The organism is Actinacidiphila rubida (assembly GCF_900110255.1).
GTDB classification, from domain to species: Bacteria; Actinomycetota; Actinomycetes; order Streptomycetales; family Streptomycetaceae; genus Actinacidiphila; species Actinacidiphila rubida.
Map to the genome: position 1 here is coordinate 124,443 of NZ_FODD01000002.1, position 23,785 is coordinate 148,227.

15 protein-coding genes are annotated in these 23,785 nt (G+C 73.5%); 6 read left to right on the plus strand and 9 right to left on the minus strand.

Translation table 11 applies throughout. The features are described 5' to 3' along the window. Positions 1–8: 8 nt before the first annotated feature. Positions 9–1,910 (plus strand): HEXXH motif domain-containing protein, encoded by a 1,902-nt coding sequence (locus BMW99_RS02190; RefSeq protein WP_075016126.1) that lies wholly within the window; start codon positions 9–11, stop codon positions 1,908–1,910. A gap of 147 nt (positions 1,911–2,057) precedes the next feature. Here the strand turns inward: BMW99_RS02190 and fxsT are convergent, their stop codons facing one another. From fxsT to BMW99_RS02210, 4 genes are all read right to left on the minus strand, one after another. Continuing rightward, a complete protein-coding gene (gene fxsT / locus BMW99_RS02195; protein WP_107485323.1) occupies positions 2,058–6,008 on the minus strand; it encodes an FxSxx-COOH system tetratricopeptide repeat protein in 3,951 nt (1,316 codons plus the stop codon). 393 nt (positions 6,009–6,401) lie between these two features. Continuing rightward, positions 6,402–7,892 carry a VMAP-C domain-containing protein gene (locus tag BMW99_RS02200; protein WP_069466751.1) on the minus strand — a complete coding sequence of 497 codons (1,491 nt, stop codon included), beginning with the start codon at positions 7,890–7,892 and terminating at the stop codon, positions 6,402–6,404. Between the two features lie 216 nt (positions 7,893–8,108). Further along, positions 8,109–8,975 carry a SigB/SigF/SigG family RNA polymerase sigma factor gene (locus BMW99_RS02205; RefSeq protein ID WP_069466752.1) on the minus strand — a complete coding sequence of 289 codons (867 nt, stop codon included), beginning with the start codon at positions 8,973–8,975 and terminating at the stop codon, positions 8,109–8,111. A gap of 478 nt (positions 8,976–9,453) precedes the next feature. After that, positions 9,454–10,110 (minus strand): uracil-DNA glycosylase, encoded by a 657-nt coding sequence (locus BMW99_RS02210; RefSeq protein ID WP_069466753.1) that lies wholly within the window; start codon positions 10,108–10,110, stop codon positions 9,454–9,456. Positions 10,111–10,471: 361 nt separating this feature from the next. On the opposite strand from BMW99_RS02210, the gene BMW99_RS02215 reads away from it, so the two are divergent. The 3 genes from BMW99_RS02215 to BMW99_RS02225 all read left to right on the plus strand — a co-directional run bounded on the left by BMW99_RS02215 (position 10,472) and on the right by BMW99_RS02225 (position 13,957). Next, the gene (locus BMW99_RS02215; protein ID WP_075016127.1) at positions 10,472–10,870 is read left to right on the plus strand and encodes a PPOX class F420-dependent oxidoreductase; all 399 of its coding nucleotides are present in this window, start codon (positions 10,472–10,474) and stop codon (positions 10,868–10,870) included. 547 nt (positions 10,871–11,417) lie between these two features. Further along, entirely contained in the window at positions 11,418–13,313 is a 1,896-nt protein-coding gene (locus BMW99_RS41885) for a putative Ig domain-containing protein (protein ID WP_245791140.1), read from the plus strand. A gap of 98 nt (positions 13,314–13,411) precedes the next feature. After that, positions 13,412–13,957, plus strand: a complete 546-nt coding sequence (locus BMW99_RS02225) for a hypothetical protein (RefSeq protein ID WP_069462052.1) — start codon at positions 13,412–13,414, stop codon at positions 13,955–13,957. 217 nt (positions 13,958–14,174) lie between these two features. On the opposite strand, the gene BMW99_RS41120 is transcribed toward BMW99_RS02225, so the two are convergent. Then, the gene (locus BMW99_RS41120; protein WP_075016128.1) at positions 14,175–14,975 is read right to left on the minus strand and encodes a hypothetical protein; all 801 of its coding nucleotides are present in this window, start codon (positions 14,973–14,975) and stop codon (positions 14,175–14,177) included. A gap of 281 nt (positions 14,976–15,256) precedes the next feature. Here BMW99_RS41120 and BMW99_RS02235 point away from each other — a divergent pair, with 281 nt between their 5' ends. Beyond that, entirely contained in the window at positions 15,257–16,759 is a 1,503-nt protein-coding gene (locus BMW99_RS02235) for a S53 family peptidase (protein ID WP_069464616.1), read from the plus strand. Positions 16,760–16,910: 151 nt separating this feature from the next. On the opposite strand, the gene BMW99_RS02240 is transcribed toward BMW99_RS02235, so the two are convergent. The 3 genes from BMW99_RS02240 to BMW99_RS02250 form a co-directional block, all read right to left on the minus strand. Next, entirely contained in the window at positions 16,911–17,393 is a 483-nt protein-coding gene (locus BMW99_RS02240) for a MarR family winged helix-turn-helix transcriptional regulator (RefSeq protein ID WP_069464617.1), read from the minus strand. A gap of 95 nt (positions 17,394–17,488) precedes the next feature. Further along, entirely contained in the window at positions 17,489–18,256 is a 768-nt protein-coding gene (locus tag BMW99_RS02245; RefSeq protein WP_069464618.1) for an alpha/beta fold hydrolase, read from the minus strand. Positions 18,257–18,698: 442 nt separating this feature from the next. Beyond that, positions 18,699–21,236 carry an MGH1-like glycoside hydrolase domain-containing protein gene (locus tag BMW99_RS02250; RefSeq protein WP_075016129.1) on the minus strand — a complete coding sequence of 846 codons (2,538 nt, stop codon included), beginning with the start codon at positions 21,234–21,236 and terminating at the stop codon, positions 18,699–18,701. Between the two features lie 991 nt (positions 21,237–22,227). Between BMW99_RS02250 and BMW99_RS02255 the strand changes: the two genes are divergently transcribed. Then, entirely contained in the window at positions 22,228–23,067 is an 840-nt protein-coding gene (locus BMW99_RS02255; protein WP_069466790.1) for an alpha/beta fold hydrolase, read from the plus strand. Between the two features lie 102 nt (positions 23,068–23,169). Here the strand turns inward: BMW99_RS02255 and BMW99_RS02260 are convergent, their stop codons facing one another. Further along, entirely contained in the window at positions 23,170–23,769 is a 600-nt protein-coding gene (locus tag BMW99_RS02260; RefSeq protein ID WP_069466791.1) for a TetR/AcrR family transcriptional regulator, read from the minus strand. Positions 23,770–23,785 lie beyond the last annotated feature (16 nt).

Here is a 23,785-nt window from a genome sequence, read left to right on the forward strand (position 1 = left end):
GAGGGCGCATGCCGGGTGAACTGGGCGCCGCCCGGACACCGGGCGGGCTGCCGCGGCACGGGCTGTCCGCACGGGACCTGTCCGCCCTGGTCCGCGGCGAGGAGGACGAGGCCACGGTCGGCCGGCTGCTGGCCGCGGAGTACAGCCGCCGGCTGCTCATGCTGCGCGCCCTGGACGCGATGCGTCCGGCGGACCCGGCGCTGTCCGGCGAGCTTCCCGCGGACGGCTTCGACACCGCCTGGAGCCTGCTGAACCGCGCACAGCGGAACGCGCCCGAGACCGTCGGGGAACTGCTGATGTACCCGCAGACGGGCATGTGGCTGTCGTTGCTGCTGCGCCGCCTGCGCGGCACGGCCACGATCGAGGCGCCGCTGTGGACGATGACCGGCCACCTCTCGGCCGTCGCCGCCGTGGCCGGCTTCCGGGCCGGTCTGGAGTTCACGATCACCGTGCCCTCCCGCGGCGGACGCGTGGCGCTGCCGACCATGGGCTGCGCGACCCTGCCCCCACCCGTGCCGGCGCCCGGGCACTGGGGAACCGCTCTCGTGACCGCCGCGGCGGGACGATTACGCGTCGGCACCGGCGCGCGGAGCGTGCTGGTTCCCGCTGCGCCCGGACACGACGGACCGGGCTGGACGGCCCTGCGCCGCATCGGCGTCGGCCCGGCCGGGCGACGACTGGACCTGGCGCTGGACGACCTCGATCCGTACCGCGCCTACTCCGGGCCGGTCGAGCCGCAGCGCCTGACCGCCGGGACGGCCTCGGACTGGCGGGAGACGCTGGAGGAGGCGTGGGCCCTGCTCCTGCGCGAGATGCCCGGCGCCACCGCGACGATGCGGCGCGGCCTCTTCTCGCTCACGCCCCTGCCGGCCAGGGAAAGGTTTCGGCCGCACAGCGTCAGCGCGGAGGACGCGTTCGGCGGGCTGATGGCGTCGAGTCCCGACGACCCGGTGCAGATGGCCGTCACCCTGGTGCACGAGTTCCGGCACACCAAGCTCGGCGGTCTGCTGCACCTGGCGCCGCTCCAGGCTCCGTCCGGGGGCGACAACGATGGCAGCGGCGACGGCAGCGACAGCACCGGGGCCGGCGAGGACCTGTTCTACGCGCCGTGGCGCAACGACCCCCGGCCGCTGGGCGGCATGCTCCAGGGCCTCTACGCGTTCCTGGGAGTCACCGCGTTCTGGCGCGGGCACCGGACGGCGGCCGGGGACGACGAGGCGCTGGCGCACTTCGAGTTCGCGCTCTGGCGCGCGCAGGTCTGGTCCGCGCTGCACCAGGTGCGGCGCGATCCGCGGCTCACGCCGCTGGGCCGGAGCTTCGTGGAGTCCCTGCACGCCCAGTGCGCGCCCTGGCTCGACGATCCCGTGCCGGCCGGACCGCGGGAACTGGCCGGCGCGGTCGCCCTGGACCACCGCGCCCGCTGGCAGGCCCATCATCTGCGGCCTCCGGAGCACGCCGTCGACGAGGCGGCGCGCGGCTGGGCCCGAGGCGCCCACCTCCCGCCCGCGGGGCTGGCCGCGGAGCCGCGCCTCGTGCCGGATCAGGCCGCCCGGTGGCTGGACACCGCGGCGACCATCGCCCGCCATCTGCTGACGGCGCCGGCCGACGAACCGCTCAAGACGGCCGCCACCGTCACCGGGGCGACCGAGGGCGACCTGCTGCTCGCCGCCGGGGACCCGGCAGGCGCCCGGGCCGCCTTCGCCGCGCACCTCGCGCTGGAGCCGGGGCACGGCGGCGCGTGGGCGGGGCTGGGCCGGTCCCTGGCCGCCGCGGGCGTCGAGCCGGCCGCGGCGGACCTGCTCCGCCGGCACCCCGAGCGGGCCCGGGCGGTGCAGTCCGCGCTGCTCGCGGGTGACGGACGTGCGGCGGATCCGGTGCGGCTGGCGGCCTGGCTGGCCCGCACGCCGTAGGCCGGGCCGCGGCCGCACGCCCCCAGCTCGCACCGCCCGCCCGGACGTCCTGCCGGGCGGGCCGCCGTCCGGCGTCGTCCGCCGCCTCATCCGTGCGCCTGCGCGTCAGCCCCGCCCCTCAGCGCCTCGCTACCGCGGCGAGTCCCGTCACAGCGGCATCGGGTCGATGTCGCAGTTGGCCCGCAGGCCCGCCTTCATCTGCTCGGTCGCCGGGTGCGGAGCAGCGCTCGGCGAGTTCAACCGCGGTGCGTCCAGCACCCGTTCCATCCGCTCCAGGGTGTCCGCGCGCAGGGCGGCGCTCTCCGCCTCGGCCCCCGCCAGCGTGAGGTCGAGCGCCAGGTTGGCCGCGCACACCAGCGTGGTCGGGTGGTCCTCGCCCAGGGCGGAACGGCACAACTCCAGGGTGCGTCGGCCCAGTTCACGTGCCCCGTCGATGTCGCCGAGCGCGCTCAGGTCGCTCGCCAGGTTGATCGCGCAGGCCAGCGGGATGGGGTGGGACGCGCCGAGGCGCTCGGTGAGCAGCATCAGCGCCGTCTCGTCGAGCCGGCGGGCCTCCTCCGCCTGGCCCAGCAGGCGCAGCGTCACCGCCAGGTCGACGTCCGCGGACAGGACGTGCGGGTGGTGGGGGTCGAAGATGCTCCGGTACCGCTGGGCCGCCTTGACGCCGCGGTCGCGGGCCGCCTCCAGTTCGCCGCTCTGCCGCAGCGCGATGGACACGGTCAGTGCGGTGGCCAGCGACTGGGGATGGGTGTCGCCGTAGCGCCGGGTGAACAACGCATAGGCCTCGTTGGCCAGTTCGAGCGACGCGGCGTGGTCGCCCTCCTTGCGGCAGGCCTCGCTCAGCTCCCGGATGGCGCGGATCGTGGTGGGGTTGCCGGGCCCGAACATGTTGCGGAACCCGTCGAGGACGACCTGCTGCCGGGTCCTGGCGCCCACGTAGTCGCCGGTCTCCTGGATGTCGATCGCGAAGCTGCGCTCGGTGATCAGCGTTCGCTGGTCGTCCCGGCCGAACAGCCGGGTCTTCATTTCCAGGGTCCGCTCGTCCAAAGCCAGGGCCCGGCGGAAGTCCCCGATCAGCCGCAGGCTCACGCCCAGGTTGTGGGCGCTGTTGAGGGTGTCGGGGTCGTCCTCGCCGAACGCCCGGCGGGACCGCTCGTAGGCCAGCTCGTCCAGCCGCGCGCCGGCGGCGAAGTCGCCCTCCACGCGCCGCACGGCGGCCTCGAGGTTGAGTGCCTTGAGCGCGTCCTCCCGGGTGTCCTCTCCCCCGGGCGGCGCGGTGCGGTCGTAGATCTCGCGGAGTTCGCCGATGAGGTGGGCGGCGTCGCGGTAGCGCCCCACCACCCAGTACATGAAGCAGAGCCACTGCCCCATCAGCCGCGTCTGCTGGTCCTCGTCCCCGAAGACGCTCCGCCACGTCTTCCACGCCTGCTCGGAGAAGTCCAGCGCGACGTCGTGGTCGCCCCAGTAGTAGAGGTACTCGGCGATGTTCATCACCAGCTGCCGGACCCACGGCTGGTCGGACTCGATGGCGTTCGAGGCGATGACGTGTCCGTAGAGTTCCGCGTACCGCGGCCAGTTGGTGGCGGTCACCGGCGACTTGGGGTCCGCGGCGGCCAGCAGGGTGTGGGCTCCCTGGCGCATGCGCCTCTGCTCCTCGGGGGTCATGCGGTTGTTCAGGACCAGCTGCACCAGGCGGTGCATCTCGATGGAGTTGGTCCGGTGGTCGATGCGGGCGAGGGAGTAGCGGCTGATCTCCCGGATCGCGCGCGCCAGCCGCATGGGATCGTTGAGCACCGCGTCGAGTTCGGGGACGATGCTGCTGTTGCCGAGGCCGGTGAAGATGGACCGGGCGATCGGGTCGGGGGCGAAGTACGAGCACAGCTGGAGCAGTCGCAGGGCGGCGGGGCTGCGGGTCTCCAGGTGGTCGAGGGAGACGTTCCAGGCGGCGGCGACGGGGAGTTGGTAGTCCGGCGGCGGCGACACCTCCAGCAGCTCGGTGCGCTTGCTCTCGAACAGCCGCAGGTACTCCGAGGCCGGCATGCCGGTCTCCGCGCGCCAGGCCGCGGCCTGTTCCAGGGCGAGCGGCAGGTCGCCGAGGGCCGCCGCGAGCCGGTCGGCCTCCTCGTCGCTGAGCGGCGGACCCGAGCGGGTCAGCAGTTCCTTGCTCTCCTCGCGGATGAACACGTCGACTTCCAGGGAGCTGCCGACCCGGTCCCAGCGGCGGTTGCGCGAGGTGACGAGGATGGTGCCGTTGCCGCCGGTCGGGAAGTAGTGGCGGACCCGCTCCGGATCGTCCGCGTTGTCGAAGATCAGCAGCCAGCGGGAGTACGGCCGTCCCTCGCGCAGCGCCTCGCGGACCGCGGGGCCGGCGATGTTCGCCTCCATGCTGGTCTCCAGGCCCAGCCGCTGGGCGAGTTCCACCAGCGCCTGGCCGATCTGGCCGGGGCGCTCGGCGGGGATCCACCAGACGATGTCGTACTCGGACTGGTGCAGGTACGCGTACTCGATCGCCAGCTGGGTCTTGCCGACGCCGCCCATGCCGTGGATCGCCTCGGGCAGGACGGTCGTGGTGCCCTCCCGCAGGCGTTCGCTGAGGAGTGCCAGCAGGTGCGCGCGGCCGGTGAAGTTGGGGTTGCGCGGCGGTACGTTGCCCCAGACCCTCGGCTGCTGCGACGTGCGCTGCCCCTCTGTCGTCGGCTGCGGAAGGGTGGCCATTGCTGCTCCTTTGGGCGTGTTGTTCGCGTCGGACTCCGGCGCACCGCGTCCGGGTGGGTGCCTGTCGGGGCGGAACGGCGAGACGCCGGACAGCGGACCGTTGCGTTTGGTGAGGTCGACCGTGTGGTGCTGGTCGTACCAGTTCAGGACGCCCGCCAGCATTCCGGCGCGTTGCCGGAACCGTCCGCTGAGAGCACGCAGCGCGGCCAGCTCGATGCGGAGGAAGGCGATGTTGCGTCCCGACACGGTCGGCATCACCAGGGTGTCGAGCGGTTCGGAGCCGGGGGGCAGCACCGGCTGCCGATCGGATCCGGAGGGCGGGTCGTCGCCGAGCAGCACGCGGACGTCGTGGAGCACCCGGACGGTCTCGCTGCGCCGGCCCAGGGCCAGCAACTCCTCCCGGATTCCCGGTGCGAAGGTGAACGCCACCTCGTCGCCGTCGTCGTCCACGGGCCCACGCCGCACCAGTCCGCTCATCAGCAGCTCGGACAGGTGCTCGGGTCCCGCGCCGGGCATGGTGGCGGTCAGCGAGCGCATCACCGGCGCGGTCAGGGGCGCCGCCGCGAGCCGGGTGGCCAGCGCGAACGAGGTGGGCGAGGAGGCGGCACGGAAGTCCGAGACCCGCTCGGCGGCCGGTACGGCGCTGCTGGGGTCGAGGATGTCCTCGAGCCACGGGACGGCGCGTGCCGCGTCCGGCCGGCGCTTCCACTCGGTGGCCCGCATCGCGGACAGCTCGCACCAGCCGGACGAGGGCCGGCCGACCAGGTCGGCCCACGCGGCCAGCCACCGGTCGGTGGCCTCCAGCACGGGGACGACGACGGCTGCCTCACCGGACTCCGGTTCCGGGCGCGGCGGGTCCAGCGGGGTCTCGCGCAGTTCCCAGCGCAGGTCGCTGTTCGGTGCCCAGGGGCGGGGTGCCTGTAACCGCACCCGGGCGACGTCCAGGCCGGTGCGGAACCATAACCGCTGCGGCAGCGGGTTGAGCACGGCGACGGGCCCGGAGCGGCCCCAGGCACGCAGCAGCGGGGAGACCGCGTCGGCGAGCCAGCCGGTCGCCAGTCCGTCGGTCATGACCAGGACGAGGCGGTGCCGGCCGCGCGGCTCGGGCAGGGGGCGTGCGAGACGGGCCCTGCCGGTTCCGGTCTCGTCGGTGCCGAGCAGGTCGACGGTCTCGACGCCCGACCACGTGTCCTGGCGGGCCAGTTCGGCGACGGCCTCGGTGACCCACTCGGACCAGACCTGCATCGTCGGGTGGGCGTCGACCACGACGACGAGTTCGGCACGCGCCCGGCCGCGGGGCGGCTTCAGCGGGCCGAGGGCCCGCAGCGCCTGGCTCGGCGCCTGGGCGACCGGCGCGACACGCTGGCCGTCATCACCACGCATGGACGCCCACAGGGCACGCCCGGAGCGGTGCGAAGGCTGAAGGGACCCGCGGCATGCGGGCACGCGTGGCGTCCACGCTCAAAGGGTGGCAGTGCCATGCCGGTGGTGCAAGGCGGCAGGCCAAGCCGAACACGGCAGTGACCCCGATGCACCACCGAAACCGGCCGACCGCCCCGGCGCGCCGCGGTCGTCCCGATGAGCACCGCGGCACCTGGCGGTGCCGGCCGTGGAGAATCCCACCGGCCGCTGGGACGGGTGAGAGTGACGAAAAGAGCGTGACAGTATTGCGCCCCCAGCGCAAGACCGGCCCGACGGCGCCGGACCCGCGCCCCGACGGGGTCTCGGCGAAGCGCCCTGCCGAAGGTGCAGTCCACGGCCCCCTCGAGGGCGCTGTCACGGTGCGGGCTGGGGACGCTCGCGGGGTGGCACCGGAACGTGCCCGGAATTCGCCGGTCCCGGCTTGCGTTCGGGGTCGTCCAGCAGCAGGGCGATGTGCCGCCCGACGTGCCCGTCCCAGCCGTCCGGCCCCAACGCCAGTGCGTCCTTGCGCCACTTGACGGCGCGCTCCATCAACCCGCCGAGGCCCCGCTCCTCGACGATCTCGCCGAACGCCTCCCGGTGCTCGGCGTCGTCGGACCCGCCCCGGTACCAGAGCACCGCGGGCACGCCGGCCCGTAACGCGGCCAGCAACTCCTTCCGCCCGACGTCCGACGCGTCGTCCGGCGGCTGGCTGAGGACCACGCAGACCGCCTGCTGGTCCTCCTTCAACTCCCGTTCCAGGTGGAAGAAGTACGCCGTGCCACCGGAAGGGCGGCACCAGTACGCGTGGCTGTCGGCCGGGAACTCCCGCAACTGGCGCCACTTGCCGTGCCACGGCCGGTGCCAGGCGGCCTTCCGCAGCCGCTCCAGGCTGCGTATGAGCACCGGGTAGTCCATGACCAGGGGGGTCGGCGAGCCTGAGGACGACTCCTTCGTCCACCACTCCACGGGCTCGTTGAGGAGCTCCCAGGGGAGGATGAACTCCACGATCACCGGCTGGCGCAGGTCCGCCCACTGCTCCTCCACCTGCTCGATGAGCCGCTCGACCTCGCCGGGCAGCTGGTCGCGGTGCAGGGCGACGGTCTCCCCCGGTACGGGATGCCATCCTTCGGCGTCGGACTGCCGCCAGTGGGACATGTGGTAGTGCTCGGAGTCGATGCCGTCGGGCTCGAACTGGATGAGCAGGTAGGCCGGTACGAGCGAGGGCGTACTCGGTGTGAACCCCGCGCGCTCCCAGGCGGCCAACTCGTTCTGCAGGCCCCAGTCCTGGGCCTTGTGACGGTTCCAGCGCCGCACCAGCTCGGCGGCGTCCTGGCGCCCCTGCTCCACCAGGAGGTCCGCGGCCAGCACCAGGAAGGCCATGCCGGCCGGTAACTCGCCGTCCGCCGTGTTCCCTCCGGACAGCCTCAGGAACACCTGCCACCCGTTGTCGCACCAGGCGGGCAGTTCCTGGGTCCGCGAGCGGCTCGCCCGGCGGGCCAGCACCGTCAGGCCGCTCGCCCCCATGGCCCGCAGCGCCGGGCGCAGCGGGTGCAGGTCGGCCTTGTCGAAGAAGTCCACCGCCTCCCACTCGTCGACCAGCCGCCACAGCGCGCTGACCGCGGTGGACTGCTGCTCGACGTACGCGAGGCTGCGCACCAGGCAGGACAGGCCGTCACGGACGCCGTTGCAGGTGTCCAGCAGGCGCAGCAGCGCGGGCCGCAGGGCGTCGGTGCCGATCGCCGCGACGGGCACGCGCAGTTCCTGCTCCAGCATGGTGAGCCACAGGTCCCGGCTTCCCGGGTGACGCACCGTCGCCGATTCCTGGAGGACGTCGACGATTCCGGCCATCAGCTCGTTGCGCACACGAGCCGGGCTGCGCCCCTCCACCCATTGCCTCCCGCCAGCCACCGGTCACGTCCCGGCCCCCCGGGCACCGCTGGGGCCGAACCCCAGCCCAGGTTAGTCCCGCCGGGGAGCGCACGTCAGGCAACCGGGGCAAAAGCAGAACCCGCCTCTGCCGTCACGGCACTTGCCGGGCACCACCCGCGTGGGCGGGACGCGGCGTCGTGGCGCCGCGGCTCAGCTCTCGGTGAGCATCCCGGCGCGGAGTCTGTCCAGGAGGCGGGAGATCAGGCGCGACACGTGCATCTGGGAGTAGCCGAGTTCGGCGCCGATCTGGGCCTGGGTCATCTCCTGGCCGAAGCGCATCTGGAGCAGCAGCCGGTCGCGTTCGTCGAGCTGGTGGAGCATCGGGGCGAGCGCCTGGAAGTCCTCGACGAGTTCCATGGCCGGGTCGTCGTCGCCCAGGGTCTCGGCGTAGCTGCGGCCCTCGTCGGCGTCGGCGTCACCGGTGGGCAGGTCGAGCGAGCCGGCGGTGTAGCCGTTCGAGGCGACCATGCCCTCGATGACCTCCTCCTCCGGCAGGTCCAGGTACGCGGCCAGTTCGGCGACGGTCGGCGCGGAGCCGTTGACGGCGCTGAGGTGGTCGCGCGCCTTGGCGAGCTCCACGCGCAGTTCCTGCAGCCGCCGCGGGACGTGCACCGCCCAGCTGGTGTCGCGGAAGAAGCGCTTCATCTCGCCGACGATGTACGGCACGGCGAAGGTGGTGAACTCCACCTCGCGGCTCAGCTCGAACCGGTCGATCGCCTTGATCAGCCCGATGGTGCCGACCTGCAGGATGTCCTCCTGCTCCTCCGGCCCGCGGCCGCGGAACCGCCTGGCGGCGAAGTGCACCAGGGACATGTTCATCTCGATCAGGGTGTTGCGGGCGTAGCTGTACTCCCGCGTGCCCTCTTCGAGGTCCTGCAGCCGGTCGAAGAAGAGCCGCGACAGCTCGCGCGCGTCCTTCGGCGCGATCTTGCCGGCGTCCTCGATCCACGGCAGATCGGCCGGTGCCTGCTGCTGACGTCCGTCGACAGCAGTGCCTGCACTGGCGATTACGGACATTTCGGCGGCCATCGGTCATCCTCCGCGTCGTCGGGAACCTCGGTAACAGCGACCGTATGCCCGGGATCGAACGACGTATTCCCACGAACTTCCACCGATCTTCCCGCGACCCCGCGGCCCGGCCGCCTGCCGGCGTGACGGACGTCACTCCGGCTCCGCCGGCCGTCCGGCACGATCCGGACCACGGTCCGCCCCGGACACGGCACCCGGCCCGCCGACGGCACGTTCGACCTCCTCGCCGTCGACGGTGGCGGCTCCTCGTGGGGCTACCGCGGCACCGGCACCGCGAACGCGCCCTTCGCCGCGCGCGAGGTGAGCGGCGCCGCCGTGACCGGGCCCGCCTCCAACGCCATCGCCTGACCGCGCGACGCCCTCGTGCGGGCTTACCGGCCGCGCGGGGGCGGACGGGTTGGCGCAGGCGATCCGCCGGGCACGCCGGACGGGAGGGCGTCATCGGCCCGCGCCCGGGCCGCCGGGGTCAACGTCCGTCGTGCGATGCCGCGTTGAACGCGGCGAGCTGGTCGGTGAACTCCCGGGCGCCGCCCTGCGCCGGGTGGCGGACGGCGGTCGCCTCGATGCCGGCCCGGGCCAGGGCGCCCTGCGCCTTGCGGCCCACCGCGAGGAACGTCGTGATGCCGAACGCCTCGGCCAGCGCGAGCGCGAGCGGCGCGCCGGCGGCCACCTCGCTCGCCCTGGGCGGGCGGTTGGTGGCCGGACGGCCGGGCTCGTGCGGGTGGTTGGGGTAGACCGCCCACATCAGCGGGAGCGGCCCGCGCCAGGCGGCCAGCGCCCGCCAGACGATCCCGGAGGACTGCTCCCAGTCCGCGGCAGGATGCTCGGGCACCAGGAAGCCGTCGCCCTGCGGAGCGCCGGTGATGAGTCCCGGCCTGGCCGTCAGCTGCCGCATGCTCATGAACGGCACACCCGTCACGGTGTGTCCGCGGTAGCCGGGCGCCTCGCCCACCAGCATCACCCGCGGTGGTCCCCCGGCGGCCATCGAGGCCGCGATCAGTTCGTGGTAGCGCCGCAGATTGTGCTCGCGAAGCCGCCCGGCCGGGTCGGGCCCGTACGAAAACTCCGCGTCGTCCGGGACCGGGAGCGCCCGCAGCAGCTCCCAGAACCGTCGGGTGTCCACGGCCGCCACCTGCTCCACCACGCCCTCTCGACAGCAGGCGCCGCACAGGGAGGTCCGCCGCCCGACGGCGGCGCCCGAGGACGACGCCGGACGGCCATGCTAAGCGCCGCCGGCGAGGGAACGGCAGGCGCGACACCCGCCGGAGCCCCGGCCGCGCCGGAATCCCTCCCCGCGGGGCCGAGGGCGGCGGCCTACCATGGTCCGCACGGCATCGGGCCGCTTCGGTCGCGCTTCCGCGCCCGTCCGGCCGCACGCCGGACCCACTACGTGCCGGGAGGGCCCCCGCCGTCCCGGTCGACCGGGCACCGGGACGCCCGGCCACCCGTCTCCGCGCGGAACTTCCCACCCGATTGGACCTGTTGTGACCGCACTCGATCCGCGCGTACTCGACGCGCTGACGCGCGCCCGCTACGTCAGCCTGACGACCTACCGCAAGGACGGCACGCCGGTGGCCACCCCGGTGTGGCACGTCGTGGACGACGGGCGGCTCTACGTGTGGACCGAGGCCGGCTCCTGGAAGGTCAAGCGGCTGCGGCGGGACCCGCGCGTCAAGGTGGTGGTCTGCGACGTGCGCGGCCGGATCGCGCCGGACGCCGCCGAAGCGGAGGGCGCCGGCCGGCTGCTGGACGCCGACGGCGTGGCGAAGGTCCGCCGCCTGCTGGGCCGCAAGTACCTGCTCGCCCGAGTGGGCCACGTGTTCGCCACCGTGACCGGCCGCCGGCGCCGCCACCCCATCGCCGCACTGGAGATCACCTTCTGACGGAGGGCCCGCGGTGGCGCGACCCCCGGCCGTCGCCTGCCGACTCCGCGCACCGGGTCAAGGGATCACCCGTGAAAGGTCAAGCCTTCCCCGGGGCGACTGACGTACCTCTGTAGACGAAGTGGCTGCGTAACGCCCGTTTCCGGGGTCCGACGACTCGTCCTCGCTGGTGAGAGCGCCCTATCCCGACTATTGACCGGGTCACGCCAATCTGGTTCTCTGTCGCCACGGCGCACCCCCACCACCCCACCTGCCGCATCGTCAGCACCACCTCCCACCCCGGTTCCGTTTCCGTCGAGAGCCCGCACGGGCCCCGGTGGATCACTCGGTCATGTCCTGCCCTCGGCGGGCAGCCCCTGCGGTTTGCCGCTCGAGCTACGCGCGTCACGCACCCCGCCCGGACCTGCCCGGCCCGGAACCGTCCCACCCCGGCACTTCGGCCCCGGTCCTCGCCGGGGCTGCCCAGGTGCGTCTTCTTCTGTCCCTACGAGCGGATCAGTGCTGCCCACAGGCAGTGCGACGTCCGCGAAGAGAGGTTCCTCCACCCATGGGCGAATCCCACCACCGCGCAGTGGCGCGAGCGGCCTTCACCGGCCTCGCGTCGCTCGCCCTCGTCACCGGCGCAGCTTTCGCCGCCGCACCCCTGGCGGCAGCCGCACCGACGCCGGCGCCGAGCCACTCGGTCGCCAACCCCTACAGCCCCGCGAACGGCCACGCCTACCGGCACGGCGTCGTGCCGACCCTCCAGCAGAACGCCAAGATGAAGTCATGGGCCGCCGGCCAGGCGTCCCCCGCGGCCACCGGGCCGGAGACGCTGTCCTACGGCGGCGGCATCGACGGCATCGGCGTCCAGAGCGGCCACTCGAAGGTCTACCTGGTCTTCTACGGCACCCAGTGGGGCACGCAGAGCACCAACGGCAGCGGCGACGCCACGTTCTCCGGCGACTCCCAGGGTGCCGCTCCGGTCGCCCAGGAGATGTTCAAGGGCATCGGCACCGGGAACGAACTCTGGTCGGCCGACCTCACGCAGTGGTGTGACGGCCCCAACGTCTCGGCGGGCGCCACCAGTTGCCCCTCCAACGCCAACTTCATCCCGTACCAGAGCGGCGGCGTGCTCAGCGGCGTCTGGTACGACAACTCGGCCGCCTCGCCGAGTGCGGCGAGCGGCCACCAGCTGGGCGTGGAGGCCGTGAAGGCGGCCAGCCACTTCGGGAACACCACGGCCGCGGCCAACCGGGACGCGTACTACGTGATCCTGTCCCCGCACGGCACCAACCCGGACAACTACCAGAACCAGTACTGCGCGTGGCACGACTACAACGGTGACAGCACGCTGACCGGCGGTGCCGTGTCGTCGACCGTCGGCGATGTCGCGTTCAGCAACCAGCCGTACAACATGGACTCGGGTGCGGGCTGCGGCGTCGGCTTCATCAACTCCCCCGGAACGCTCGACGGTTACACGATGACGCTCGGCCACGAGTGGCACGAGATGATGTCGGACCAGAACCCGGCGGGCGGCTGGACCAACCAGACCGGGAGCTCCTACAACGGCCAGGAGAACTCGGACGAGTGCGCCTGGATCAACCCCGGTCAGGCGGGTGGCGCGGCCAACATCACGATGGGCACCGGCACCTTCGCCGAGCAGGCGAGCTGGTCCAACGACACCAACGCGTGCGCCATCTCGCACCCGATCGTCGGCGGCGGCAGCACGGGCAACACGGTCGCCGTGACCAACCCCGGCAACCAGAACTCGACCGTCGGCACCGCGGTCTCGCTGCAGATCTCCGGCAGCGACTCCGCCTCGGGCCAGACCCTGACGTACAGCGCCACGGGTCTGCCGGCCGGGCTGAGCATCTCGTCCGGCGGCGCCGTCACGGGCACGCCCACCACGAGCGGCACCTCCAGCGTGACCGTCACCGCCAAGGACACCACCGGCGCGTCCGGGAGCACGTCCTTCACCTGGACCGTCGGCACCTCCGGCGGCGGCTGCACCACCCCCGGCCAGAAGATCGGCAACCCCGGCTTCGAGACCGGCACGGCGGCGCCCTGGACCGCGAGCTCCGGCGTGATCGACAACTCCACCGGTGAGGCCGCGCACTCCGGCAGCTGGAAGGCGTGGATGGACGGCTACGGCAGCACCCACACCGACACCCTCTCGCAGTCCGTGACCATCCCGTCCGGGTGCGCGGCGACCTTCTCCTTCTACCTGCACATCGACACGGCCGAGAGCGGCAGCACGGCCTACGACAAGCTGACCGTCCAGGTCGGCAGCACGACGCTGGCCACCTACTCCAACGTGAACGCGGCGAGCGGCTACGCCCTGAAGTCCTTCAACCTGTCCAGCTACGCGGGGCAGACGGTGACGCTGAAGTTCACCGGCACCGAGGACTCCTCGCTCCAGACGAGCTTCGTGGTCGACGACACGGCGCTCAACGCCTCCTGATCCCAGGCACGTTCGCGGTGGTGGAGCGGGCGCGGCCCGCTCCACCACCGCGGCACGACCGACGACGACGGCGTCACCACCCGGGAGGAGGACCGCCGGTGTCCCGCCGTACGCTCCACGGGCACGACGCCGTCGCGGGTGGGAGGCGGGCCGCGTCCTCCTCGGCGGCCCTGCGCCTGCCACTCGCACTCGTGGTCGCCGTCACGCTGGGCGCCTGCTCCGCGGGCCGGCCCCCGGCGTCGACGTCCGGCTCACCGCCCTCCCCCACGAGCCCGCCCACGGCAACCGCCACGGCCACGCAGAGCGTCCCGGCGTCGTCCCCTCCGACCCTCGTCCTCGACGAGCACGCCCGGCTGACCACCGTGACCGTACCCACCGGATCCACCGTGATCGTCCGGCTGCACAGCACCTACTGGTCGACCCCGTCGACATCCGACCCGGCCGTGCTCGCGCCGCACGGCGGCGGAAGCTCCCCGGCGGGTTCGTGCCCGCCCGGCGGCGGCTGCGGTGTGAGCACGGCCCGCTTCTCGGCGGCGCGCCCCGGCACCGCCCGCATCACCGCCCACCGCACCTCGTGCGGCGAGGCGAGACGCTGCCCGCCGGGGCAGACGGCGTACGCGGTCACGGTGACCGTCACGCGATAGCCGTGAGGGGTGCCGTCAGCGCATGTCGGGGCCGTCGTCAACGCCGTGCCCGCCGTGAACGCCCCGAACGCCGGTCCCCCCGGCGGGTGCGCCTCGCCGTCGAGACGGGCCGCGACGACGGGCACGAGCAGGTCCTGGGCACGCCGGCCGGCGGCCGGCCCTCGGCCACGTCCTGCTCTCCCCGGTCGTGACCGGCGGCCAGTGACCGCCCGGGCGGCTACCGCGCGAGCGCGTCCATGATGCCGCGCATGGTGCGGGGCAGTGCGGTCCGCAAGGAGGTCGTGTCCGGGAGGCGCGGGCGCTCGCGTGATCCGGTGGCGGCCATCGGCTCGCCGTCCGCCGCCATACGGTCGTTCGTGGCGTCCACGCCGAGGAAGAACTCGGCACCCCCGTGCAGGACGGCGAGCACCTGGCGCGACCTGCTGGAGATGAGGTACGCGCGGTCCCCCGGGCCCGGGTACGCGCTGACGGTCGAGATCTCGTCGGGCGGAAGGAGCGGCAGGAGCCTGCTCCCCGCGACGGGGGCGGCGGCCGCGGCCCGCACCGCGTCGTCGAACTCCGGCCCCGGGTCACGCTTCTTGTGCAGGTCGACGGTGACCGTGACCACGTAGTCGGTCGACCATCCGTCGCCGTGGTCGGCCCGGTCGGACATCACACAGGAGGTGTGGTCGACCGCCGAGCCGCGGCGGGTCAGCAGCGGATCGGCGGTCTGGCTCTGCGCGGCCATCCGGTCCACGAGCGGCTGCAGGAGCAGCGCGGTGCACAGGTCGGTGCCGACGCGGTAGCCGTGCAGGTCCGGCGCGTGCGTCCGGCCGTACCCCGCCGCCTCGACCCCCACCACCCCGAGGACGCAGGCCAGCGCGAAACCGCCCAGCGCCCACCGCCACCGCTCCCCCGCACCGGGACCGGCACCGGCACCGCTCACGTCCCCGAAGTGCCCCCGGCCGCCCAGCAACTCCCCGCTTGCGGCTGCCGTTCCGGGTTCGCGCCCCGGCTCCATCTCCGGCTCACCGATCACGCCCCACCCCTCCGCTGTGTCATGTGGTTCCCCCCGGGCCCTCGCTCACCGCGAGCGCCCACCGCTCCCTCGCGTGCGGCCGGCGTCCGTCGGCCCACGCACGCTCAAGGCCCCCGGAACCCGGCCGGACCGCCGGGCGGCGGCATCGCGGCCTCCCACCCATTGTGGGCGCGGAGGGCCGCCAACTACCATCTGGCCGTCCGCGCTGTGTGCCCCACATCCCCCCACTACAGGGGCGGACCAATGTGTCGACTCACTGATCCTCAGGGAGGACCACGCACATGGCACACACCGTCACACGGTGGCTCCTCGCGGGAGCGGGCACCCTGGCGCTCGCCGCCGCGGGAACACTGTCCGCACCGGGAACCGCGGCCGCGGCCTATCCCCACGTCCGGCCGACCGTCGCGGAGTTCACCCAGCTCACCACCGGTTCCACGCCGCCGACCGCCGCCCAGTGCGCGTCGGCCGGGCGTCGCTGTTTCAGCCCCCAAGGGGTCCGGGCCGCCTACGACGTGGGCCCGCTCCACGCCGCCGGGCTGGACGGCCACGGGCAGACGATCGCGATCGTCGACTCGTACGGCAGCGACACGATGGCCCACGACCTGCACGTCTTCGACACCGCGTTCGGCGTCGCGCCGATGTGCGGCGAGGAGGGCGTCAGTTGCGCGCCCGGCATGCCGACCTTCAGCGAACTGCACCTGCAGGGCGCGCCCGCCACCAAGGCCCCGCCGGCGACTGGCAAGGGCACGGGACAGGAGGACAAGAGCGCCTGGGCGCTGGAAGTGGCCCTCGACGTGGAGACCGCGCACGCCATGGCACCCGGCGCGAACATCCTGCTCGTCGCCACACCGACCGCCGAGACGCTGGGCGTTCAGGGCCTCCCCCAGATGATGGCGGCCGAGGACTACGTGGTGCAGCACCATCTGGCCACGGTCATCTCGCAGTCGTTCGCGTCCGCCGAGGACGCCTTCGGCAGCCCGCACGCCCTGGAGAACCTGCGGTACGCGTTCCAGGACGCGGCCGCCGGCGGCGTCACCGTGCTCGGATCGTCGGGCGACGGCGGCACCGCGAACTCGTCCAAGGCCCCCGTGGGCAAGGGCGGTTCGGCGTTCCCCTACCCGACCGTGGAGTGGCCGGCATCGGACCCGCTGGTGACCGGCGTCGGCGGCACGTACCTGTGCACCGATCCGCACGCGACGAGCGCACGCGTCACCGACAGCACCGACCAGCCCGGCGTCTGCTCGGCCAACGCGGGTCAGGCGGAGGTCGGTTGGACCCTTTCCGGTGGCGGCTTCAGCCACGTCTTCGGCAAGCCCGCCTACCAGGCCGGCGCGTTGCCGGCCGGCAGCACCGCGATCGGCACCATGCGCGGCGTGCCCGACATCGCCTTGCAGGCCAGCTCGGCCACGGGTGCCCTCGTGTACCTGTCGCTGCCGCCGGACGGCAACAGCGGTCTCAACTGCGGCGGCACGCCCTGCAGCACGGGCTGGTACGACATCGGCGGCACGTCGCTCTCCTGCCCGCAGTGGGCCGGACTGGTCGCGATCGCGGACCAGATCAACGGCGGCGGCCTCGGCCCGATCAACTCCGCTCTCTACAAGGTCGCTTCGAACCCCGCGGCCTACGGCACGGCCTTCCACGACGTGACCGCGGGCAACAACACCGCGGACCCGAACGTGCCGGGATACCCCGCCACCAAGGGTTGGGACCCGGTCACCGGGCTCGGCACCCCGGACGCGTCGGCTCTGCTGCCCGCGCTCGTCACCGCCGCACACAGCGGCTGAACCAGCGGACCCGGCGGGGCCGGGGGCGTCAGCGCCCCCGGCCCCGCCGGCCCACGTCCGCGGCACCGCGCGCCGCCGGGGGTGTCCCGTCACCGCGGAGGCCTCGACGGGCTCGACCGGCTCCAGCGGCTCGGGCGGGGGCGCCGCCGCCTCAGTGCTCGGACGTCGCCGCGTGGTCGAGGGAGTCGGTGAGCTGCCGCAGGATGCGGTCGAGGGTCCGCAGGTCGTCGGCGCTCAGGCCGGCGGCCGCCTGGATCTCGGCCGGGACCTTCCGCGCGGGCTCGCGCAGGGCCTCGCCTGCCTCGCTGAGCCCGATGAGGACCGAGCGCTCGTCGGCGAGGCTCCGGGACCGGGTGATCAGCCCCGCCGCCTCCAGCCGCTTCAGCAGGGGTGACAGGGTGCCCGAGTCGAGCCGCAGCAGGGCGCCCAGGCCCTTGACCGTGAGGTCGCCGTGCTCCCAGAGCGCGAGCATGACGAGGTACTGCGGATAGGTCAGTCCGGTCTCGCGCAGCACCGTGCGGTACACGGCGTTGAAGGCCCGCGAGGTGTTCTGCAGGGCGAAGCAGATGTGCAGCGCGAGCCGCAGCGGTTCCTCCCCGCCGGCGGCGGGCTGGTCGGCAGCGTGATCGGACATGGTGCGAGCCTACTGTTCCGTGAAGGCCGGCGGGCGGGTGAGAGGAGCGGGCCGGCCGGCGCCCGAGGGTCCGGCCGGCCCGTCCCGGTGGGGAGTCAGCCGGCGATGTGGCGGGCGGCCTGCTCGATGACCCCGGCGACGACGTCGGGCCGGGAGGCGGCGACGGCGTGCGAGGCGTCGACCTCGGTGACGTGCGCGCCGGCCCGCTCGGCCATGAACCGCTGGGCGGCGACCGGGATGTTGAGGTCCGCGGTGGTGACGACGTCCCACGACGGGAGCGTCTTCCACGCGGCCACGGTCGCGGTCTCCTCGAGAGCGGCCTGCGCTATGGGGCGCTGCGTGGCGGCCATGCGCGCGGCGGTGTCCGCGGGGACGTCGGCGGCGAACTGGTGGTGGTAGGCGTCGGCCCGGATGTACAGGTCGGTGCCGGTGCTGCCGTCCGCGCCGGTGAAGGCGACGGGGTCGAGCGCGCCGGGCAGTGTGGAGCCCGGGAAGCGGCCGGTCAGCTCCAGGGCGCTCTCGCCGACCTCCGGCAGGAACGCGCCGACGTAGACCAGGGCCCGCACGTTCTCCGCGCCGTCCGCGGCCTGGCTGATCACCGATCCGCCGTAGGAGTGGCCGACCAGCACCACGGGTCCCCGCACGTGGTCCACCAGGCTGCGCACCGCGGCGGCGTCGGAGGCGGGGCTGCGCAGCGGGTTGCCGGCGGCCACCACCGGATAGCCCCGCTCCTGCAGCAGGGCGATGACCCCGTCCCAGCTCGCGGACTCGGCGAACGCGCCGTGCACCAGGACGACGGTCGGCTTGGCGCCGCCTTCTGCGGTCTGGTCGGAAGTGGTGGCGGCCGCGGTGTTCTCGGACATGGCGCATCCCTGCTCGTGAGGTGTGGCACTGGACCCTGTCCGCCGAGGGATCGCCGGACAGGTGGTACGCGGTCGCCGCCCGCCGTGGGGCCGGCGCCGACCGACACGAGAAAGATAGCGCACAACTAGGTTGTGCACAATTCATATCCGCCGAGTGACCCGGCCGGCCACGCCGCGGCGCGCTGACGGCGCTGACGGCGCTGACGGCGGGGCTCGGCCGGTCCCTGGTCGCGCCGGCGACGGACGGCAGAGCCCAGGCAGGTATGCCACGACGGCGGTGAGCGCGCGGCCGCGTCCGGCCGCGGGACCGACGGTCGTCCGGAGGGCAGGGCAGAGTCCGGGGTGCCCGTCAACCAGGGCAAGGCCGGTCGGGACGGGTCGGACACCGTCGGTGCGGCCGGATTCAGCGGCCGGGCTCAACGGCCGGGCTCAACGGCCGGGCTCAACGGGCCGGCGCCTCCCCGGCGAGGAACACGCAGTCGAGTTCGGCGAAGGCGGTGCCCTTGCTGAGCGTGACGACGTTGTCCCCCGCCACGAGGGGCACGTCCACGAAGGCGACGTTCCACATGCCGTTGGCGCCCCAGCCGCCGGTCGAGGGGTAGCTCGCGGTGTACCCGCCGGCCGCGTTGACGGTCACCCCGTGGGTCGCCGGGCCGAGCCCGTTCGCGTAGCGGATGCCCAGCCGGTAGGTGGCGCCGCGGTCGGCGTGGACGGCCGTGAAACTCACCGAGCTGCCCGAGCCGTCGATCCCGCCGACGTATCCGCCGCCGGACGCGGCCACACCGCCGAGGACGATCCGTGCGCCCGTGACCACCGCTTCCTCGGCCTCGTAGCGGTGCGCACCCTCGGGTACGCCGGGAAGCTGGCCCCGCGCGCCGAGCAGTTCGAGGTCGGCGATGCCCACGGCCGTGCCCTTCGCCGGCGCCATCACCAGCTGGAAGCGGGCCGCGCGCACCGGCGGGAAGAGCAGGCCGGTGGCGGTGTTCGGCAGCGGCCGGGCATCACCGCCCGGCAGGGTCCGGACGTCGTACCACCTGCCGTCCTTCCAGTACTGGAGCCGATGCCGGATCGGGGCCCGCACCCCGGAGCCGTCGTCGTAGTAGTGCACCCGGGCAGCGCTGACGACGGCGTCGCCGGCCAGCTCGACGGTGTAGCGGGCGGCCGCACGGCCGTCGGGGACGGAGACCCAGCGGTTCACCGGAGCCGGGTCGAACCAGACGCGGCCGTCGTCGCCCTGCGCGGTGGTGCCGTCGCCCGTGGACGAGGCGGTGGCCAGGGGGAAGCCCTGTCCCACCGGGTTGTAGGCGTAGTTGGCGAGCGCCACGGGCCTGGCGACCGGCGATCGGGAGAGGTCGACGGTCGTGCCGTCCGGCGACCGGCCCGAGACGCGCAGTTCTCCGTCGATCCACACCGACAGGCCGGCACGGCCGAGCGGGTAGTGGGTTCCGTCGCGGTCGTAGACGACGCTGACACGACGCCCGTGATAGGTCACGTTCTGCAGCGCGAAGTAGTCCCAGTCCCCGGGGATCAACGGCCGTACGCGCAGGGTGTCGCCGGACGAGGGCCGCAGGCCCAGCAGGCCCGAGATGACGAGGTCGGCGAACGTGGAGTGGTTGTAGTGCTCGCTGCGGTCGGGGAAGTCGGCGATCCACTGCCCGGTATCGGGGTTCAGGTTCTCCGCGACGTACGGGCGGCCGTCCTTGCGCTGCTGGGCCGCGTACTGGTGGAGGAGCGCGACGTAGTCGGCGCTGCCGATCGCGGTCTGCGGGCGGTCGTCGAGGAGGTTGGCAAGGCCGGTGAGGACCTGGCTGGTCTGGAACGGCCATGAGGGCCCGTTCCATTCGCACTCGCCGGGGGACGCCCCGGGCGTGCGGTGCTGGACGAGGTAGTACGGCGAGGTGGGGTAGATCGTGCGCAGCCCGTGGGTCCCGGCGAACTTGCCGGGGTCGGTCAGGTTGCGCCAGGAACCGTCGAAGCGGGCGTCGGGGAGGCCGACGGACCACGGCACGTACCCGGCCAGTTCGGGTCCGCTGGCGAAGTCGAAGTACCGGTCCGGGTACTGCGGGCCGAACCGGTCGGTGAACTGCTGGAACTCCGCGTTCCACAACGAGTCCTGCACCCGGGTGGCGAGCCGGGCGGCGCGCTGCGTGTAGTCCGCCGCGGTGGCGTCGTCCCCGGCGAGCGCCGCGACCCGGCCGATCGCTCGCATCTGGGCGAACAGGTAGCTGTTGAGGGTGGGGCGGAAGGCCTGTCCGCCCCAGCCGTCCCCGACGTCCAGTCCGGTGGTGGTGAACTCCGTCGCGTCGTTGACCGGGACGATCCAGTACAGGCCCTTGGACTCGTCGAACTGCGGGTCCCAGGCATCGAGATCGGCCTTGAGCGCGTCCAGGTGGGACAGCGGCACGCGCGCGTCCCCGCTCACTTCGTAGTCGGCCCAGACCGCGTCGCCGATCCAGCTGCTGTACTGGTGGAGGTTGCCCCCGCCGCCCAGCCACCAGTTCAGGTAGTCCTCGACGTACGTGCGGTCGCGCAGCCACCGGGCCTCGCGGAGGTGGTGCCCGCACGCGGCGTTGATCGTGCCGTTCGGCCCCTCCCAGGACACCGACGGCATGAATTCGGTGATGAGCCGTCCGCTCGTGGTGCTGCGCAGATGCTTGGTGAACGCCGCCCACCGGTAGTAGTAGGTGTCCGCGATGACCTGGTCGGGGATGTCGATGAACGGGATGTTCTCCGCGAACCACGCATGGTCGCTGCCGTAATGCGTGCGGGCCAACTCGGCGACGTCCAGAGGGGGCTGGTGACCGGCGCCCGGTGCGGGCGGCCGCGTTCCCGGCGCTGCCCAGGCGTTGCCGGCCGAAAGCGGGCCGGACAGACCGGCGGTGACGCCCAGTGCGGCCACCGCTGTCAGCATCCGCCGCCTGTTGACGCCTCGCGGCCCCGTGGCGGGGACGTCTGCGTCCGACGGCGTCGACTCGGTCATGCCTGCCTCCTCATGCGGTGTGCACACGGGCATTGAGAGAAACGCGTTCCGGTCCCGGTCGCCTGACGCGGCGATCGTCCCGCCGTCCGCTCCGACGCGGTCGTCGACTGACCGTCAGGCCCACCCTTACAACGTTGGAAATCCGATCTCGGCAAGTAGGAGAACACGACCCCGCGATCATGTCCACCCTTCGCGCAGGCATGGCCCGGCGAGGCGTCCCGCGGGTCCGGCCGCGCCTTCCGCGAGCGGGGCCGGCCGGGAACATCCCGCCGAGGCGATGCCGGGGTTCCGCACGGCGCCGGCCGTCATCGACGACCCGGCTGACGGGATGACGCCGGGCATCGCGGCGTACAGCCGGCCGGTGGCCGGTGCCAGGATCGGCGAGTGTCTCGGGCGCCTCGGCCGCGCACGTACGCGCGGGCGGCGGAGGCGTTCGGCGCGATCGGCGACGCGGAGGGCCGGACGCGGTGCCAGGCTGTGGCCGGAGGAACTCCCCGAGATCCGCGGGCACTTCGTGAGGGCGCACCCGCACCCCGAGGCCCCGCCACGGAGGTCCCGCCCCGGGGCTTCCCGAGGGGGCCGGGGCCCTCCCCACCGGTCCGCTCGCGGTCGACGAGCCCACCCGCCGCGCTACTTCTGCGTGCTGTTCTTCCTGGCGCAGCCGCCCGCTCCGATCTTGACTGGGAACCCTCGGGGCAGCCGTGAGGGCCTGTCCCCTCCAGGTCAGGAGTGACCATGGCAACCATCGGAACCCCGGGCAGCCACGCCGTCCACGTCTCCCGCCCGGCCGTCGTCGCGGCCGTCATCGCACAGGCGGCCCAGAGCGCCAACGGCGGGTCCTGACGGGAGAGCGGTCCGCTCTCGCCTACCGCTCCCCCACCCGCCGGACCCGCATCACCGTTCCCCCGGGCGCAGTTCGCACCCACCCGCTCGCCCGGACATCTGCCGGGCGGGCGTTCTCCCGCACCGATCGACCGTGAAGGAATCCGCCATGGGATATGACCTCACCCGCCGCCGCGTGCTCGCCACCGGCGCCGCCGTCGCCGGCACCGCCGCGCTGCTCGGACCGCTCGCCACGACCGCCTCGGCGTCGGCCAAGCCCTCGGGCGGCGGCACCCGGCCGACCATCGTGCTGGTGCACGGCGGATTCGCCGACGCCTCGTGCTGGAACGGCACCATCGAGCTTCTCCAGCACGCCGGTTACCCCACCGTCGCGCCCGCCAACCCCTTGCGCGGGCTGCCCACCGACGCCCCTTATCTGGCCAGCGTGCTCCGGTCGATCCAGGGACCGATCGTCCTGGTCGGCCACTCCTACGGCGGGGCCGTCATCACCAACGCCGCCGCCGGGATCCCGAACGTCGCGGCGCTGGTCTACATCGCGGCGTTCGTCCCCGACCAGGGCGAGCAACTGGGCGTCCTGATCGGCACGTTCCCCGGCAGCATCATCCAGTCCGCGACGACGCCCGTCCCCTTCCCGAACGCCGACGGCACGACCGGGATCGACCTGTACCTGCGCGCCGACGGGTTCCGGGCCGCGTTCGCCGCCGACCTGCCCGAGGCCACGACGCGGCTGATGCAGGCGACCCAACGGCCCTTCAGCGCTTCCTCGTTCACCGATGTCACCACCGCGGCGGCCTGGCACACCATCCCGTCGTGGGGCCTGGTCGCGGGTGCCGACAAGGCCATCCCGCCGGCCCTGGAGCGCTACTTCTACCAGCGTGCGGGGGCCCGCGAGGTCGTCGAGATCGCCGGTGCGTCGCACGTCGCCATGATCAGCCACCCGGGCGCCGTCGCCGCCCTCGTCAAGAAGGCGGCAGTGGCGGTCGGTTGACCTCCGCCCGGCGGACCGGCCCGCCGTGCTGCCCGGACCGTGTGAGCGGTCGCGGGTCAGCCGGCGGGCTGCCCGGCCGCCTGGCCCGGGTCGGGCCGCGGCTCAGTTCCGGCGCGGTTCGCACCCGCGCAGGGTCGCGGCGATCACGTCGTCGAGTCCGGACTCGATCACTTCGGGGGGCAGCGTGCCACTGACCGCGAGGGTGGCGAAGCCGTGGAGCGCGGCGAAGACCGGGAGGGCGACGCGTTCGCACGGTCCTTCGCGCACGTCGCCGCGCCGCTGGCCGTCGACGATTACCTCGAGGATCTGGTCCGCCCATCGCCCCGCGGCCCCGCCCAGGGCCTCCGACGCCTCCGGGCCGTGCTTGGCCGAGAACATGAGGTCGAGCAGCGCGGGGTTGCCGATGGCGAAGCCGACGTAGGCGCGGGCCGCTGCGTCCAGCCGGTCGGCGAACGACTCGCCGGCGCGCTCCTGGGAGGCGGCGATGTCCTGGGTGAGCCGTTCGAAGCCGCTCAGCGCGAGCGCGTCGAGGAGTGCCTGCTTGGTCCGGAAGTGGCGGCTGGGCGCGCCCGGGCTCACGTCGAGGTCGCGGGCGAGTTCCCGCAGGGACAGCGCCGCCGATCCTCGTTCGTGCAGCGTCCGCTCGGCTCGCGCCAGCAGCGCGGCCCGCAGGTCTCCGTGGTGGTAGGGGCGCGTCTTCATGAGCTCAGCCTAGCCG